Genomic DNA, 16,769 nt, shown 5'->3' with positions numbered 1-16,769 from the left:
GAACTACTTGCTCCCGCCGAGGAACTTGTCGAAGCCCTTGGGCAGGTTGAGCTGGGACGGGTCGAAGTCCGCTCCCTGCTGGCCGAAGGAAGCACCGGTCGGCAGTGCTTTTGCAGCGTTGGCGCGCCGCGCCTCGGCATCGCGCAGTTCCTGTGCAGCCTTGGCCGGGTTTCCGGACTTGGCCTTCTTCTTCGGCGCATTCTTGGCGCCCTTCCGGGCTCCACCGCCGCCGCCCATGCCCGGCATACCGGGCATCCCCGGCATGCCGCCGCCGGCTGCCATCTTCTTCATCATCTTCTGGGCCTGGGCAAACCGCTCCAGCAGGCCGTTGACGTCCGAGACGTGCATGCCCGAGCCCTTGGCGATGCGCGCCCGGCGCGAACCGTTGATGATCTTGGGTGCAACGCGCTCGTGCGGGGTCATGGAACGGACGATCGCTTCCACGCGGTCGATTTCGCGTTCGTCGAACTGCTCAAGCTGCTGGCGGATATTCTGCGCGCCCGGCATCATCATGAGCATTTTCTTCATGGACCCCATGTTGCGGATCTGCTGCATCTGGGCCAGGAAGTCGTCGAGCGTGAAGTCTTCCTGGTCGGCGAACTTCTTCGCCATCCTGGCCGCTTCATCCTTGTCCCAGGACTTTTCAGCCTGTTCGATCAGGGTGAGGACGTCACCCATGTCGAGGATGCGGGACGCCATCCGGTCCGGGTGGAACAGCTCAAAGTCGTTTACGCCTTCACCGGTCGAGGCGAACATGACGGGCTTGCCGGTGACCGATGCGACCGACAGGGCGGCACCGCCGCGGGCGTCGCCGTCGAGCTTGGAAAGCACGATACCGGTGAAGTTGACGCCCTCATCGAAGGCCAGCGCCGTGTTGACGGCGTCCTGGCCGATCATGGAGTCGATGACGAAGAGCACTTCGTTCGGCACGATGGCGCGGCGGATCTGGCGGGCCTGTTCCATCATTTCGGCGTCCACACCGAGCCGACCGGCAGTGTCCACAATAACGACGTCGTGCAGCTTCTGGCGCGCTTCTTCGACGCCGGCACGGGCAACAGCCACGGGGTCCCCGGCCGGGTGTTCGAGCTCGGTGGAGGTGGCACCCGGGTGCGGGGCAAAAACGGGCACGCCGGCGCGCTGGCCCACAACCTGGAGCTGCGTCACGGCGTTGGGCCGCTGGAGGTCACAGGCGACGAGCAAGGGGCTGTGCCCCTGGGACTTCATCCACTTGGAGAGCTTGCCGGCGAGGGTGGTCTTGCCGGCGCCCTGGAGGCCCGCGAGCATGATGATGGTGGGGCCGGTTTTGGCCAGGCGAATGCGCCGGGTTTCGCCGCCCAGGATTTCAACGAGCTCCTCGTTGACGATCTTCACGATCTGCTGGCTGGGGTTCAACGCACCGGAAACCTCGGCGCCGAGGGCGCGCTCACGCACCCGGCCCGTGAATTCCCGGACCACGGGCACGGCAACGTCAGCGTCCAGCAGGGCGCGCCGGATCTCGCGGACGGTGGCGTCAACGTCCGCCTCGGTGAGGCGGCCCTTGCCACGGAGATTCTTGAAGGTTGCTGTCAACCGGTCAGAGAGTGAATTGAACACGCGCCGTGCACTTCTTTCAGTGGATTACAGCTGGCGGCCGGTGCGGCTCGCCAGAGTCGTGACTGTTGTTGGCCTGGACCAACTGCCTCGACAATGGGACTCGACTATCTAGGGTACCAAGACAGCCCTTCAAGATGGCATGCTGGCAGGATGGCAAGCCAAACAAGTGTAAAAACCCTGCTCATCCTTGGCGCATCCGGGGACCTCACCGGCAGGCTGCTGCTGCCGGGACTCGCCAGGCTGGCTGCCAAGGGGCGCGCCGGCGGACTTACCCTCGTGGGAGCCGGATCGGACCCGTGGACGCAGGAACAGTGGCTTGAGCGCGTCGAATCATCCTTCGCCGATGCGAACTCCCAAGCGGATGCCGATGGCAGGCGCGAGCTCAAACGGATCACCGGAACAACCGTGTACCAACAGCTTGACGTGACTGCGGGCGGGGAGCTCGCCACCCTGTTATCCGGCCTTGAGGCTCCCGTCGCTGTCTACTTCGCACTTCCGCCCCACGTCAGCCAGAAGGCGTGCGAAGTGCTGGCCCCGGAGGACGTCCCGGCCGGCACGCGGCTGGTCATGGAGAAGCCGTTCGGCTCCAGCGAGGACTCCGCCCGCCACCTCAACGAGACTTTGGCCGCGCTGGTCCCGGAGGACCACATCCACCGGGTGGACCACTTCCTGGGCAAGGCAACGGTGCTTAACATCTTGGGCCTCCGCTTCGCCAACACCTTCCTGGAACCGGTCTGGAACCGGGACTTCATTGAAAAGGTGGAGGTCATCTTTGACGAGGACCTCGCCTTGGAGGGCCGCGCCCGCTATTACGATTCCGCAGGCGCACTCCGGGACATGATCCAGAGCCACCTGCTGCAGATCATGGCCCTGATGGCGATTGAGCCGCCGGCTTCGGTCGAGGAGCGTGATCTCCGGGACGCCGTGGCCATTCTCCTGCGTGCCAGCAGCATCAAGGCGCCCTACCGGTCGAGCACACGCCGCGCCCGGTACACGGCGGGATCCATCTCCGGCCGTAAAGTGCCCGACTACGCCAAGGAAGATGGCGTGGACGCCGCCAGGAACACCGAGACGCTGGCTGAAGTACGGGTGGACATCGACAACTGGCGCTGGCAGGGGGTCCCGTTCATCCTCCGTTCCGGCAAGGCGCTGGGGGCGAAACGCAAGGAGGCCGTGGTCACCTTCAAACCGGTGCCCCATCTGCCCAGGGGTTTCACCGGCGTCGACTCGCCCAACCAGCTCCGGATCGGATTCGGGCCTGACACCCTGCAGTTCGACGTCGACGTGAACGGCCCCGGAAACGTCCTTAGCCTTGACCGGACCACCCTCAACGCCGAACTCAGCGCTTCCGACCTGCTCCCCTACGGTGAAGTCCTCGAAGGCGTCCTCACCGGCGATCCGCTGCTGTCCGTGCGGGCGGACACCGCCGAGGACTGCTGGCGGATCGTTGCGCCGGTCATCACGGCCTGGGGCCGCGGCAGTGTTCCGCTGGAGGAATACGCCGCCGGAACCGCCGGGCCGGAAGACTGGCCTGCCTAGGCATTGCCCAAGGCATTCCGCCATGCAAAAGGCGGGCCCGGCACCTTTTCAGGTGCCGGGCCCGCCTTTTGCAATCATTGGGCTGGCAGTGGGCTAGATTGCGGCCGAGCCGCGTTCTCCCGTACGTACTCTTACAGCTTCAAAGACATCCACCGTCCAGACCTTGCCGTCGCCGGCCCTGCCTGTGTTGGAGCTGGCGATGATGACATCCAGGATGTCGTCCGCCTGTTCGTCCGTGGCCAGGACCTCAACGCGGATCTTGGGAAGCAGGTCCACGTTGTACTCAGCCCCGCGGTACACCTCCGTGTATCCCCGCTGCCTGCCGTATCCGCTGGCGGCGCTGACCGTGAGGCCCTGCACACCGTAGGATTCGAGCCCCTCCCGGATGGAGTCGAGCTTTTCCGGCCGGACGATTGCTGTGATCAGTTTCATGCCCCCACACTTTCCTTACCTGTTGCTGCATCAGTCTTCTTGCCGTCTTCCGAAACCGGGGCGGGCTCTTCGCCCTGCTTGCCGGTGATCAGTTCATGCAGCGGCTGGAAGCTCCCGCCGTGGCCGCCGACGCCGAATTCGTAAGCGGTTTCTGCGTGCAGGCTGAGGTCCACGCCCACAACTTCCTGCTCCTGGGAGACCCGGAAGCCCATGGTCTTGTGGATCGCCAGTGCGATCACGGTGGTCAGGATGGCCGAGTAAGCGATCGCGATGCCTGCCGCTGCGAGCTGGGCCCACAGCTGGGTCAGTCCGCCGCCGTAGAACAGGCCGCCGCCGACGCCCTCAACCGGGAGTGCGATGAAGCCAAGTGCCACGGTGCCGATGATGCCCGACACCAGGTGGACGCCAACTACATCCAAGGAGTCATCGAAGCCCCAGCGGAACTTCAGGCCCACTGCCAGTGCGGAAGCCACACCGGCGACGACGCCGAGTCCGAGAGCCCCGATCGGGCTGACGTTTGCACAGGCCGGGGTGATGGCAACCAGACCGGCAACCACACCCGATGCTGCACCGAGCGAGGTCGGGTGGCCGTCGCGGATGCGCTCAGTGATGAGCCAGCCGAGCATGGCAGCTGCCGGAGCGGCGAGCGTGTTGACCCAGATGAGGCCGCCCTGCTCTGCCGTGGTGGCTGCGCCGCCGTTGAAACCGAACCAGCCGAACCAGAGAATAGCCGCGCCGAGCATAACGAACGGAACGTTGTGCGGGCGGTGGTTCGGGTCCTTGCCGAAGCCCTTGCGGTTGCCGATGATCAGAACCAGGATCAGCGCGGCTACACCGGCGTTGATGTGAACCACTGTGCCGCCAGCGAAGTCAATGGCCGGGCCGAGGGCCTGACCGACGGCGCCTTCCGGGCCGAACAGTCCGCCGCCCCAGACCATGTACGCGATGGGGCAGTAGACCAGGGTGACCCAGACAGGCACGAACACGGTCCATGCGCCAAACTTTGCGCGGTCGGCGATGGCGCCGCTGATCAGTGCCACCGTGATGATGGCGAAGGTTGCTGCGTAGCCGACCTTGATAAGTCCGTCAGGAGCCGTGATGCCCTCAAGGCCGAATGTTGCGAACGGGTTCCCGACGATCTGCATGAAGCCTTCGCCGGAGCTCATTGATGCGCCCCAGAGCACCCACACCACACCGACCATGCCGATGGAAATGAAGCTCATCATCATCATGTTCAGCGCGGCTTTCGCACGTGTCATGCCGCCGTAGAAAAATGCCAGTCCTGGTGTCATGAACAGCACGAGTGCCGCCGCAACCATGAGCCATACGTGACCTGCGGTAAGTTCCATGGTGCACGTCCTCCCTTGCCTAGTTCCGTAGTTGTTCCAGCGGAATCCTCCGCTTGCCCAACGCCTTTTTGCGTTCTTAGACGATTTTTGCCGGGCTGTGTTTCGCCGGCGGAGGAATTAGATGTCCGGGTTGTTACAAGAACCTCCCGGAAGTAAATGGTGCATATCCTGCTTGTTACGGTTATGTTTCACCATTCCCAAACCGCCATCCCCCAGCCCCCTGCAAGGACTACGGCCCCATGACCGATCGTTTCCGCCCTGCCAAGCCCCTGCCGCGCCGGAACAGCGGCAAATCAGGCCGCACGGAGGGTGAGGCAAAGCCCGTCAACACCAAGTTGCCGCGTGACATCAAGGTGATGCTGGCTGCAGCGTTCCTGATTGCGCTCGGTTTCGGACTGGTGGCGCCGGTGTTGCCCCAGTTCGCTACGACATTCGATGTCGGGGCCACTGCCGCAGCCGTGATCGTGAGCATTTTTGCGTTCATGCGGCTGCTGTTCGCACCGGCAGGCGGTGCATTGATCGTGAGGCTCGGCGAACGGCCCGTCTACGTGGCCGGACTGCTGATCGTGGCGGCCTCAACGGCGGCGTGCGCGTTCGCCCAGGACTATTGGCAGCTGCTCATTTTCCGGGGTCTCGGCGGCGCAGGCTCGGTGATGTTCACGGTGGCGTCGATGGCCCTGGTGGTGCGGCTTGCACCGCCGGAGAGCCGCGGCAGGGTCTCCGGCGCGTACGCTTCCGCCTTCCTGATCGGCAACGTCTGCGGCCCCATTGTCGGTGGCCTCCTGGCCGGTTTCGGCCTCCGCATTCCGTTCCTGGCGTATGCGGCTGCGCTGGTCCTGGCGGCGCTTGTAGTGCAGACCCAGCTCAGCCACGTCCCCGGCAGATCACGGAAGGACGGCAGCCCGGGGCAGGCGATGGGTCTGGGCGAAGCATTGCACGACAGCGCCTACCGGGCAGGCCTCTTCTCCAGCTTCGCCAACGGTTGGGCAACCTTCGGCGTGCGCATGGCAACAGTTCCGCTTTTCGCCGTCGCGGCACTGGGCGGCGGCACCGCTGCGGCGGGCTGGGCGCTGGCCGTGTTCGCCGGCGGCAACGCCGCAGCCCTCACGGTCTCCGGGAGACTCGCGGACACCCTTGGCCGGAAGCCGCTGATGATTGCCGGGCTGGTCCTCACCGGGGTGGCAACTGCGGGCATCGGGCTGACCCACGATATGCCCTGGTTCCTGGCGGCCTCGGCCGTTGCCGGAATCGGTTCCGGACTGCTGGGGCCGGCCCAGCAGGCGGCCATCGCCGACGTGATCGGCAATGGCCGTTCCGGCGGCCGTGTGCTTGCCGTCTTCCAGATGATGTCCGATGCAGGGGCAATCATCGGCCCCGTGCTCGCCGGGCTCCTCGCCGACCGGCTCGGCTACGGCTGGGCATTCGGTGTCACCGGCGGCGTCCTGATCGTGGCTGCCGCCGGCTGGCTGTTGGCACGCGAGACGTTCCAGCGGAACGCCCAAAGCGGCGCATCAACGAACTAGTTCAGGAGTGCGTCGACAAAGCTCTCGACTTCGAACGGAGCAAGGTCGTCCGCGCCCTCGCCCAGTCCGATCAGCTTGACCGGAACGCCGAGCGATTTCTGGATGGCGACCACGATGCCGCCCTTGGCCGTGCCGTCCAGCTTGGTGAGGACGATGCCGGTGATGTTGACCACCTCGGAGAACACGCGGGCCTGGTTCAGGCCGTTTTGTCCGGTGGTGGCATCCAGCACCAGCAGGACCTCGTCCACCTCGGCAAGCTTCTCGATGACCCGCTTGACCTTGCCGAGTTCGTCCATCAGGCCCACCTTGTTCTGGAGCCTGCCGGCGGTATCGATCATGACCACGTCGACTTCCTGGTCGATGCCTGCCTTGACCGCTTCATAGGCAACGGAGGCAGGATCCGCGCCGTCGACGTCGGACTTGACGGTAGGCACGCCCACCCGCTGCCCCCAGGTGGCGAGCTGTTCGGCGGCGGCCGCACGGAAGGTGTCCGCCGCGCCCAGCAGGACGTCCTTGTCCTCGGCGACGAGGACGCGGGCGAGCTTGCCCACGGTGGTGGTCTTGCCGACACCGTTTACGCCCACCACCATCATGACGGACGGCGTGTCTGCGTGGCGTTCAGTGCGGAGGCTGCGGTCCATGGTCGGGTCCACAAGCTTGATCAGTTCCTCGCGAAGCAGGGCCTTGACCTGTTCGGGGGTCCGTGTCCCCAGCACCTTGACGCGCTCCCGGAGGGCATCGACCAGCTGCATGGTCGGCTCGGTGCCAAGGTCGGCGAGCAGGAGGGTTTCTTCGACCTCGTCCCAGACGTTTTCGTCGATGTTGTCGCTGGACAGGAGGGCGAGCAGGCCCTTGCCGAGGATGTTGTTTGACCTCACCAGGCGTTCGCGGAGCCTGGTGAGCCGTCCCGCCACCGGCAGCGGCGTCTCCACCGCAATGACCTCAAGTCCCGCCGCGTCGTCGGGGACCTCGGCCGTTTCCAGGTCTTCGAGGTCGACGGCGTCAGTGGACTTGCGTTCAGGCGTCACCGCCGGGCGGTCCTCCAGCAGCGTTCCGCCAGCGGAGCGCACGGGTTCGACGGGGTCGTTGGCGTCGCGGGTGCCCGGGTACTTGGTGATGTTCCGGCGGGTCTTCATGAAGACCGGGATCAGCCCGCCAATGACCACCAGGGCAGCGAGGATGGCAAGAATAATGGGGAGGATGTCATTCACTCCCCTAGCTTCTCACACACGTTTCCCCCATGTGTCACACGCTGCCGGAGCCTCAGCCGGGCGTCGGCGCGGGGCCGAATGCGGCTAGACTTCGGCTCCGAGGCGCTGGCTGATGACCGTTGAAACGCCGTCGCCCCGCATGGTCACCCCGTACAGCGCGTCGGCAACCTCCATGGTCCGCTTCTGGTGCGTGATGACGATCAGCTGGCTTGACTCGCGGAGTTCCTCAAAAATAGTGATGAGCCTGCCCAAGTTGGTGTCGTCCAGGGCGGCTTCGACCTCGTCCATCACGTAGAACGGCGATGGCCTGGCCTTGAAGATGGCCACGAGCAGGGCTACGGCCGTCAGCGAACGTTCGCCGCCGGACAGCAGCGAGAGGCGTTTGATCTTCTTGCCGGCCGGCCGCGCCTCCACTTCAATTCCCGTGGTGAGCATGTCTGAGGGGTCGGTCAGGACCAGCCTTCCTTCACCGCCGGGAAAGAGCCGTGCGAAAACGCGGACGAACTGCGCCGAGGTGTCGGCGAACGCTTCGGCGAACACCTTCTGGACACGATCATCCACTTCCTTGATGATGTCCAGCAGGTCCTTGCGGCTGGACTTGAGGTCCTCGAGCTGTGTGCTGAGGAATTGGTGCCGTTCCTCCAGGGCAGCGAATTCCTCGAGTGCCAGCGGATTGACCCGCCCCAGTGAGGAGAGGTCCCGTTCTGCTTTCCGGAGCCGTTTTTCCTGCTCATCGCGGACGAAGGGCCTGCCCTCCGGAACCGGCCTGCCGTCCTCGTCCACCGGCGCGCGGAGTGCCGCCCACTTGTCACCGGATTCCCCCGCGGGTACGGGCACAGGCTGGTCCGGCCCGTAATCCGCCACGAGCTGGTCCGGCGAGAGGCCGAGTTCCTCGACCGAGCGCAGTTCCAGGGCTTCGATCCGCAGGCGCTGCTGGGTCCGCGCAAGCTCATCGCGGTGCACAGAGTCCGTCAGTTCGGCCAGCTCGCGGCTGAGAAGGTCGTTCTGTGAGCGGACCTCCACGAGTTCCCGGTCCCTTTGCTCCCGTTCTTCCTCGGCGAGGTCCCGCGCGTGCAGGGCAAGTTCCACTGACACGTCCATGAAAGCGATGACATGCTCCACGGCAGCCGAAACGGCCGCCGCCCTGCCGGCCTGGATCCGGCGGCGGCGGGCACGCTGGGCAGCCTCTTCGCGGGCACGGCGCTCGGCCACTGCTGCCCGTTCCAGGGACAGGGCCCGGTTGCGTGTGGCAGTCAGTTGCTCCTCCGCGCTCCGCAGGGAGAGCCTGGCCTCCATTTCGGCCGACCTCGCCGCTGACGCTGCCAGGGCCAGTTCGTCCCGGAGTTCCGGCGAGGGTTCCTCATCCTCAGGAGCCTGCTGGGCTGCGTCGAGGCGCGCGGCCGCTGCCTGCAGCGCGTCCTGCTCGGCAAGGATGTTCGCCTCGGCCTTGGCCAGCGATGCGCCAAGCCTTTCGCTCTCGCCGACGGCGCTCCGCAGTACCGAGTTCAGGTGGCCCAGCCGTTCGGCCACGGCGGCAAGCCTGGCGTCCGATTCGTGGAGCCGGTCCAAGGCGGTGTCCGCTCGGTCCTGGGCTTCTGCACGGCGGGCCTGGGCCGCGGCCAGTGCAAACCTGTTCCGTTCAAGATCCGCGCTGACAGTGGCGAGCCTTGCCTCGGCCTCGTCGACGGCGGCCTGCACTTCCAGCAGCGACGGCGCGTTCGGTGACCCGCCCCGGACGGTGAAGGCCGTGAAGACGTCACCCGCGCGTGTCACCACGGTCAGCTCCGGCTGTACCTGGATAAGCTGTGCCGCCGACTCCAGATCCGTGACAACGGCTGTTCCGGCAAGCAGTCTATTCAGCAGGCTGTCCAGCAGCGGGGCGGCTTCCCGGCTGTCCGCGCGGCCGTCGACGCCCGGCACTCCCTCCAGCGCCGGCCCCGTCGCGCTGACCAGGTCCGTGGCCCAGCGGGCATCCCCGGGAAGGGGCCGCTGATCGGGAACGGCGTGCAAATCGGCGGGCGGCTGTTCCCCGGCTGCCAGCAGCAGCGAGGCGAGGCCGGCGTCGTCGTCCTTTAGCAGCTGCAGCACTTCGACGGCGGTACCGGCGTCCCGGACGACGACGGCGTCCGAGGAGCTTCCCAGGGCAGCGGCGACTGCCGCTTCATAACCGGCCTCGACGGCGAGCATCGATGCGAGCGGCCCCACGACACCGGGCAATCCTGAATCGGCGACGCGGCCTGAACCGTCCTTGCGGCTGAGCCCCAGCTGCAGCGCATCCCGCCGGGCCACGAGGGCGTCCCGTTCCCTTTCACCCTCGCGCTCGGCGGATTTCAGCCTGTCGATATCGGCCAGGATGGCGTCCAGGACAGCGCTGGCGTCCTCGTAATCGGCGTCGAGGGTTTCCTCGCCGTCCTCGACGCCTGCCACCTGCGATTCCAGGGCAGTGAACTCGCTCTGGGCGCGCCGCCGGCGCTCATCGCCGGCAGCCTGGGATTCCCGGAGCCTGCCGAGTTCTGCCTGTGCGGAGTCGACGCGCGACCGGGCGGCGCCAACCTGGCCGGCCAGTTTTGCCAGCCCTTCGCGGCGATCCGCTGCTGCGCGCAGGACAGCGGCCAACCGTTTGTCTTCGGCACTGGCGGCACTTTCGGCATGCTGCTTGGCTGCAGTGGCGGCTTCCAGTGCCGCGCGCTTCTCCAGGATGCCGTTTTCCAGCGCCGCCTGTTCTTCGCGGACCCGCGCCGCGTTCCGTTCGAGCTGCTCAGGATCCCGGCCTGAGTCCGGGACATCTTCTGCGGCGCCAAGCAGCCGCCGGCGCTCTTCGGCCAATGACCCGAGGGAGCGCAGCCTTTCCCGCCCCGCGGAGAGCTGGTACCACGTGTCCCGGGCAGCGTTGAGTTTCGGGGTAGCTTCGGCCGCAAGCTGTTCCAGCACCGCCTGCCGCTGGCGCCCGGTTTCAAGGCCCTGCCCGACGACGCTCCTGCGCGCCTTCAGTGCCGATTCGTCGGCCACGTCCTGTGCCAGGGCGGACTGCAATTGCACGAGGTCGTCCGCGAGGAGCCGCGCCCGGGCGTCCCTCACTTCGAACTGGACGCTTTGGGCCCGGCGAGCCACCTCGGCCTGTTTGCCGAGCGGGGTCAGCTGTCGGCGGATCTCACTGGTGAGGTCGCTCAGCCGCTGCAGGTTTGCCTGCATCGCCTCCAGTTTCCGGACCGTCTTCTCCTTGCGCCGGCGGTGCTTGAGGATCCCCGCCGCCTCTTCGATGAAGCCGCGCCGGTCCTCCGGGGTGGCATGCAGGACCTTGTCCAGCTGCCCCTGCCCCACGATCACGTGCATTTCTCGGCCAAGGCCAGAATCGGACAGCAGCTCCTGGATATCCAGCAGACGGCAGCCGGCACCATTGATGGCGTATTCGGACCCGCCCGTGCGGAAAAGTGTCCGGGAAATGGTCACTTCGCTGTATTCAATAGGCAGCGCGCCATCTGCGTTGTCGATGGTCAGGGACACATGCGCCCGGCCCAGCGGAGGGCGGCCGGACGTGCCGGCGAAGATGACGTCCTCCATCTTGCCGCCGCGAAGTGTCTTCGCACCCTGTTCGCCCATGACCCAGGCCAGGGCGTCCACGACGTTGGATTTCCCGGAACCGTTCGGGCCGACCACTGCAGTGACGCCCGGCTCGAAGTCGAACGTCGTGGCTGACGCGAACGACTTGAATCCGCGGACGGTCAGGCTCTTGAGGTGCAAGGTGGTTCGGATCTCCTGAGTGGCTGAAGCGGCTGGTTCCTGGCTCAAATCTACTGCGTGGCACGGACAAAGCGCGGATTTGGGCATTTGGCAGCAGCCAAACCCTTGCCACTCCTGGCCGCATGCCCTTAGACTCGCGGCTAAGGGTTGCTTGACGCTGCTCGAGCCGGTGGTCTCACACCGGTTCGACTTGGCAGGATCCAGCGGAGCTGGATGAGCCATGATGCAGTGAGGGGCGTTGAACAGCGCAACCCGGCTTTGAGGGATAACTGAATATCTTGGTTTGGCTGCGCCGGGGGGCGGCATGCAGGGCAGTGCTTTGAGCACGGCCCGATTCCGCAACTGCGCACTCACTCCAGGAGTTCAAATGTCCGTATCCTCAGCCGATCGCACGCTGAAAGCCTTCAAGCGGGTCATCTTCCTGCTGGCCATTGCCATGGTGGCAGCCCTCCTGCCGGTTGCGGCCCCCTCTGCGCTCTTACCGTTCGCCTTCGCGGCGGACCCCTGCGCCCCGCTGGTGAACGCCATCGCGTGTGAAAACTCAAAAACGGGGAGCCCGCCGTCGGAATGGGATATTATCGGCGCGGGCGATTCCGACATCCAGGGATTCGCGACGGAGATCAGCGTCAACGCCGGCCAGCCAATCAACTTCAAGGTCGACACCAACGCGTCCAATTACACCATCGCCATCTACCGGACCGGCTGGTACCAGGGCCTGGGTGCCCGCAAGATCGCTAATGTGACGCCGTCCGCCTTCCGGCAAGCGCAGCCCCAGTGCCTTTCGGACGTGGCGACCGAACTCTATGATTGCGGAACATGGGCTGTCTCGGCCACGTGGCAGGTCCCGGCGACAGCCGTTTCGGGCGTGTACGTGGCGCTGCTAACACGTCCGGACACCGGTGGCCAGAGCCACATCACTTTCATTGTCCGCTCAGACGGAAGCCATTCCGACGTGGTCTTCCAGACGTCCGACACGACATGGCAGGCCTATAACACGTATGGTGGCTCCGACTTCTACGAAGGCGGGGCGAACGGCAGGGCCTACAAGGTTAGCTACAACCGTCCGGTTGTTACCAGGGGTGGTCCTGACGGCCGCGACTTCTACTTTAGCAACGAGTACCCTTTGGTGCGTTTCCTGGAGAAGAACGGTTACGACGTGAGCTACATCAGTGGCGTGGACACTGACCGGAGCGGCTCCCTGCTTCTTAACCACAAAGTGTTCCTCTCAGTCGGCCACGACGAATACTGGTCCGGGGCGCAGCGAGACAATGTGCAGGCAGCCCGCGACGCGGGGGTAAATTTGCAGTTTCTGTCCGGCAACGAAATGTACTGGCGCACCCGCTACGAGCCATCTCAGGTTGACGGGACGGCCTACCGCACCCTGACGTCATACAAGGAGACCTGGGCCAACAGCAAGATAGACCCCAGCACGCAGTGGACCGGCACTTGGCGCGATCCCAGGTTCGCCTCCCAGGCAAACGGCGGTGGCCTGCCGGAGAACGGGCTGACCGGGACCTTGTACATGTCCAATTTCACCGACCTGCCAGTCACCGTCAGCGCCGCCGAAGGCAAGGCGCGCCTCTGGCGCAATACTTCCCTGGCTTCACTGGCGTCAGGGAGCTCCGCCCAGCTGGCCCCGCACACCGTGGGTTACGAGTCCAATGAGGACTTGGACAACGGATTCAGGCCGTCAGGACTCGTCCGGCTGTCAACGACCACGGGTCCGGCGGAGCAGTACCTCCAGGATTTCGGCAACACGGTCAAAGCAGGAAGCACCACCCACAACATCACCTTGTACCGCGCGGCCAGCGGAGCCCTCGTCTTCTCGGCCGGAACAGTCCAGTGGACATGGGGTCTCGATCAGGAACACGACGGAAGCGGCGCGGCCGCAGACCCCCGGATGCAGCAGGCGCAGATCAACCTGCTTGCAGACATGGGAGCCCAGCCAGGTACGCGCGATCCAGCCTTGGCTGCGGCTGCGCCCAGCAGCGACGTGGCTGCGCCAACAGCCACCGTCTCCTCACCTGCCGAAGGTGCCACGATTGCACACGGAAGCAGAGTGACCGTAACGGGCACAGCCACCGATACCGGAGGTATCGTTGCCGGAGTCGAAGTCTCAACGGACGGCGGCAGCACGTGGCACCCGGCTCAGGGCAAGCAAAACTGGACCTACACCTATCTCCAGAAGGGGTTCAGCACGGCCGCCATCAAGGTGCGCGCCGTGGATGACAGTGCAAACATCGGCACTGCCACGACGCGCAACGTCCAGCTAAGTGGCCCCTACACGGTCTTCGGCGACCAGGTACCCGCCGTCAGCGATTCCCAGGACGGCGGCGCCTACGAGCTGGGCATGAAGGTCACGCCCAGCGTGGACGGCTTTATCACCGGTGTCCGTTTCTACAAGAGCACAGGAAATACCGGCACCCATGCCGGCTCGGTGTGGGATTCGAACGGGCAGCGCCTGGCCAGTGCCACCTTCACTTCGGAAACCGCCTCGGGGTGGCAAAAAGTAATGTTCACCCCGCCGGTCCCCGTGACTGCCGGACAGAAGTACACCGTCTCCTACACGGCCCCCAACGGCCGCTACGCCATCAAGGACTACCAGTGGGCGAGCACCGGGTTCACGGATCCGCCCCTGACCGTCGCCGGTGGGTTCGGCAGTGAACCGGCCGGCGTGTACGGCGGACCGGGAACGCTCCCAACCAGTAGCTTCGGCAACGGGAATTACTTCGTCGATGCGGTGTTCGACACCGTGGACAACACGCCACTGACAGCCTCCGGGCAGTGGCCGCTGGACGGATCCTCCAGCGTCTCCTCCGCCACCACGGTGGGCGCGGTATTCTCCAAGCCTGTGACTGCGTCGAGTGTGCAGCTCACCCTGACTGCTTCCAATGGAACATCTGTACCGGGCACAGTCGGCTACGACGGGCTTTCCCGGAAGGCAACGTTCACGCCCGCTGCTCCCCTGGACCCGGCGACCACCTACACTGCTGCGCTTGGTGCAACCGCAACAGGCGGGGGCTCCCTGACCGCCGGTGGCAGGTGGTCGTTCACCACAGTTGTTGCCCCGCTTCCCCCGGGCGTCTGCCCGTGCGGTCTGTATGACGACACAGTCCTCCCGGGAGTCCAGGAGTTCAGGGACGGTGTGCCGCTGACGCTGGGCGTACGGTTCTACAGCACAACTGCCGGAACAATTACGGGTGTGCGCTTCTTCAAGTCGGCGGGAAACACTGGCACCCACACGGGCGCACTCTTCACCGCCGGCGGCCAGCAGCTGGCCACCGTCACGTTCATCAACGAGAGCACCACCGGTTGGCAGACCGCCTACTTTGACCAGCCGGTGCCGATGGCGGCGAACACCGAATACATCGTGGCTTACAAGACGGAGATCGGAACGTATTCAGCAACAATCAATGGATTCGGGAGCGGACTCAGCTCAGGGAACCTGAGGACGGGATCCGAGGCCGGCGCTTACTCATACGCGAACAACTTCCCGGACGCACGGTCCTTCGCCAGCTACCTAGTGGACGTAGTGACCCAATATCCGGAGGTACCTTTCGCGGCCAGCGGGCACACCCCTTACCCCGGCTCATCGAGCATTGCCTTGGACGCCGTCCTGACTGCGACGCTCTCCAAGCCGGCGACGGCTTCAACTGTCCGGATGACACTGACAGGACCGAACAACTCGGATCTCCCGGGGACCACGGCCTACAACCAGGCAACCGGCAAGGTGGAATTCACGCCGTCGGCACCCCTGACGGCAGCCACTGCCTACGCCGCCACTCTGACGGCAGTCTCAACGACAGGACAGGAGCTCGAGTCGGGCGGGGCTTGGACATTCACCACAGCACCGCTGCCGCGGACCGAGGGCGACTGCCCCTGCTCGCTCTACCAGGACACCGTGGTACCCGACGTAGCGGAATTCCGCGACGGAGTGCCCCTGACCCTGGGCGTCCGCTTCTCCAGCACCACGTCCGGTCAGGTTACGGGGGTCCGCTTCTACAAGGCCGCCGGGAACACCGGAAACCACACTGGTGCCCTCTACACCGCCGGCGGTCAGCAGTTGGCCACGGTCACCTTCAGCGGAGAAACCACGGCCGGGTGGCAAACCGCCACCTTCAGCCAGCCAGTGGCTATCGCGGCCAACACCGAATATGTGGCGGCCTACCGCACTCCCTCAGGCACGTATTCGGCAACGCCGGGAGGATTGAGTTCAACTCTTATCAGCGGGCCGCTATCCGCGAAGGAGGGCGCATACTCCTACAACGGTGACTTCCCGTCGTCGTCGGCGAGCGCGAGCTACCTCGTGGATGTCGTTTTCGTGGGCATGGCACCGCCGCTGAGTGTTGTGTCACAGATGCCCGCACCCGACTCAACGGACTTCCCGCTCACGTCGAAGCCGGCCATCACGTTCTCGGGGCCGATTCAGTCCGGCTTCACATTCGCCTTGTCGGCAGACGGTACCCCGGTCCAGGGAAGCGCAGCGCTGTCAGCGGACGCCGGCACCGTCACGTTTTCGCCAGCCCAGCCGCTCCCTTCCGGTACGGCGCTTTCTGCCAGCATCAGCAACGTCATCTCGACACAGGGAGCGGCGCTGGCACCGGTGAACTGGCGATTCACGACGGCGAGTCCTTCTGCTGCTCAACAGACCATGTTCGGCTCGCTGCTGCCGGCAGTTCCCGCTGCATCCGGTGACAACTCATCCATTGAGCTGGGAACCGCGTTCTCCGTGTCCGCGGCAGGTAACGCCACGGGCGTCCGCTTCTATAAGGGCTCCGGCAACACCGGAACCCATGTGGGGTCTCTGTGGAATTCGGCCGGTGAGAAGATCGCCGAGGTGACTTTCACCGACGAGACGTCGACAGGTTGGCAAACGGCAATGTTTGCCAACCCCGTCCCGCTGGCTGTTGGCCAGACCTACGTGGTGTCGTACCAGGCGCCCAACGGTAACTACGCGTACACCTCGGCGTTCTTCGAACAGGCGTGGACCAACGGTGTCTTCACCGCCCCCGGTCCGAACAACGGCGTCTACCGGTACGGGGCAGGCGGGCCGGTCCCGACGAACTCCTGGAATGCGACCAATTACTTCGTGGATGTCGTCTTCGCCCCTGCTTCACCATAAGTCCGGGACCGGTATACGTCCGGCAGCCGCCAGCCAGGAGGCGCTCCCGGACGTCGGGTATTCCGAAATGCGGGTGCACAGCGGGCCCTTTCTCTGCCGGCAGAGAAAGGGCCCGCTTGCCCATGGGGTCACGGCGCCGGCAGCTCTCAGGCTCGCTCCGCGGACTTCGCGGGGCATGGCCGCTGTCCCGGTGTTGCCGGGAGGTCGACACGAGGCAGTCCGTCGTTCGGGTCGGGGAGGAAAGCCGTGTTACCCCGGC

The 16,769-nt window shown here is 65.3% G+C and carries 8 protein-coding genes; 3 read left to right on the top strand and 5 right to left on the bottom strand.

Features of this window, described 5'->3' with window-relative positions:
* Positions 1-3: 3 nt before the first annotated feature.
* Complete coding sequence (gene ffh / locus J2805_RS11705) at positions 4-1,593, bottom strand: signal recognition particle protein (protein WP_309976259.1); 1,590 nt, start codon at positions 1,591-1,593, stop codon at positions 4-6.
* 150 nt (positions 1,594-1,743) lie between these two features.
* On the opposite strand from ffh, the gene J2805_RS11700 reads away from it, so the two are divergent.
* Entirely contained in the window at positions 1,744-3,132 is a 1,389-nt protein-coding gene (locus tag J2805_RS11700; RefSeq protein WP_309976257.1) for a glucose-6-phosphate dehydrogenase, read from the top strand.
* A 93-nt stretch (positions 3,133-3,225) separates the two neighbouring features.
* On the opposite strand, the gene J2805_RS11695 is transcribed toward J2805_RS11700, so the two are convergent.
* Both J2805_RS11695 and J2805_RS11690 read right to left on the bottom strand, forming a co-directional pair.
* On the bottom strand, positions 3,226-3,564 hold the full coding sequence (locus J2805_RS11695; RefSeq protein WP_011692333.1) for a P-II family nitrogen regulator: 339 nt from the start codon (positions 3,562-3,564) through the stop codon (positions 3,226-3,228).
* On the bottom strand, positions 3,561-4,913 hold the full coding sequence (locus J2805_RS11690) for an ammonium transporter (protein ID WP_309976254.1): 1,353 nt from the start codon (positions 4,911-4,913) through the stop codon (positions 3,561-3,563). The genes J2805_RS11695 and J2805_RS11690 overlap by 4 nt, the downstream gene beginning before the upstream one ends.
* 239 nt (positions 4,914-5,152) lie before the next feature.
* Between J2805_RS11690 and J2805_RS11685 the strand changes: the two genes are divergently transcribed.
* Positions 5,153-6,436, top strand: a complete 1,284-nt coding sequence (locus J2805_RS11685) for an MFS transporter (RefSeq protein WP_396134310.1) — start codon at positions 5,153-5,155, stop codon at positions 6,434-6,436.
* Here J2805_RS11685 and ftsY read toward each other — a convergent pair.
* A complete protein-coding gene (gene ftsY, locus J2805_RS11680) occupies positions 6,433-7,647 on the bottom strand; it encodes a signal recognition particle-docking protein FtsY (protein WP_309976252.1) in 1,215 nt (404 codons plus the stop codon). The two genes, J2805_RS11685 and ftsY, sit on opposite strands and share 4 nt — an antisense overlap.
* 84 nt (positions 7,648-7,731) lie before the next feature.
* Positions 7,732-11,388, bottom strand: coding sequence for a chromosome segregation protein SMC (gene smc / locus J2805_RS11675; protein ID WP_309976334.1), 3,657 nt, complete (start codon positions 11,386-11,388; stop codon positions 7,732-7,734).
* Positions 11,389-11,755: 367 nt separating this feature from the next.
* On the opposite strand from smc, the gene J2805_RS11670 reads away from it, so the two are divergent.
* The gene (locus J2805_RS11670; RefSeq protein WP_309976250.1) at positions 11,756-16,510 is read left to right on the top strand and encodes a DUF4082 domain-containing protein; all 4,755 of its coding nucleotides are present in this window, start codon (positions 11,756-11,758) and stop codon (positions 16,508-16,510) included.
* Positions 16,511-16,769 lie beyond the last annotated feature (259 nt).

This window comes from Arthrobacter oryzae (assembly GCF_031454875.1).
Taxonomy (GTDB): domain Bacteria; phylum Actinomycetota; class Actinomycetes; order Actinomycetales; family Micrococcaceae; genus Arthrobacter; species Arthrobacter oryzae_D.
This window is presented reverse-complemented; position numbering and strand designations above follow the sequence as displayed.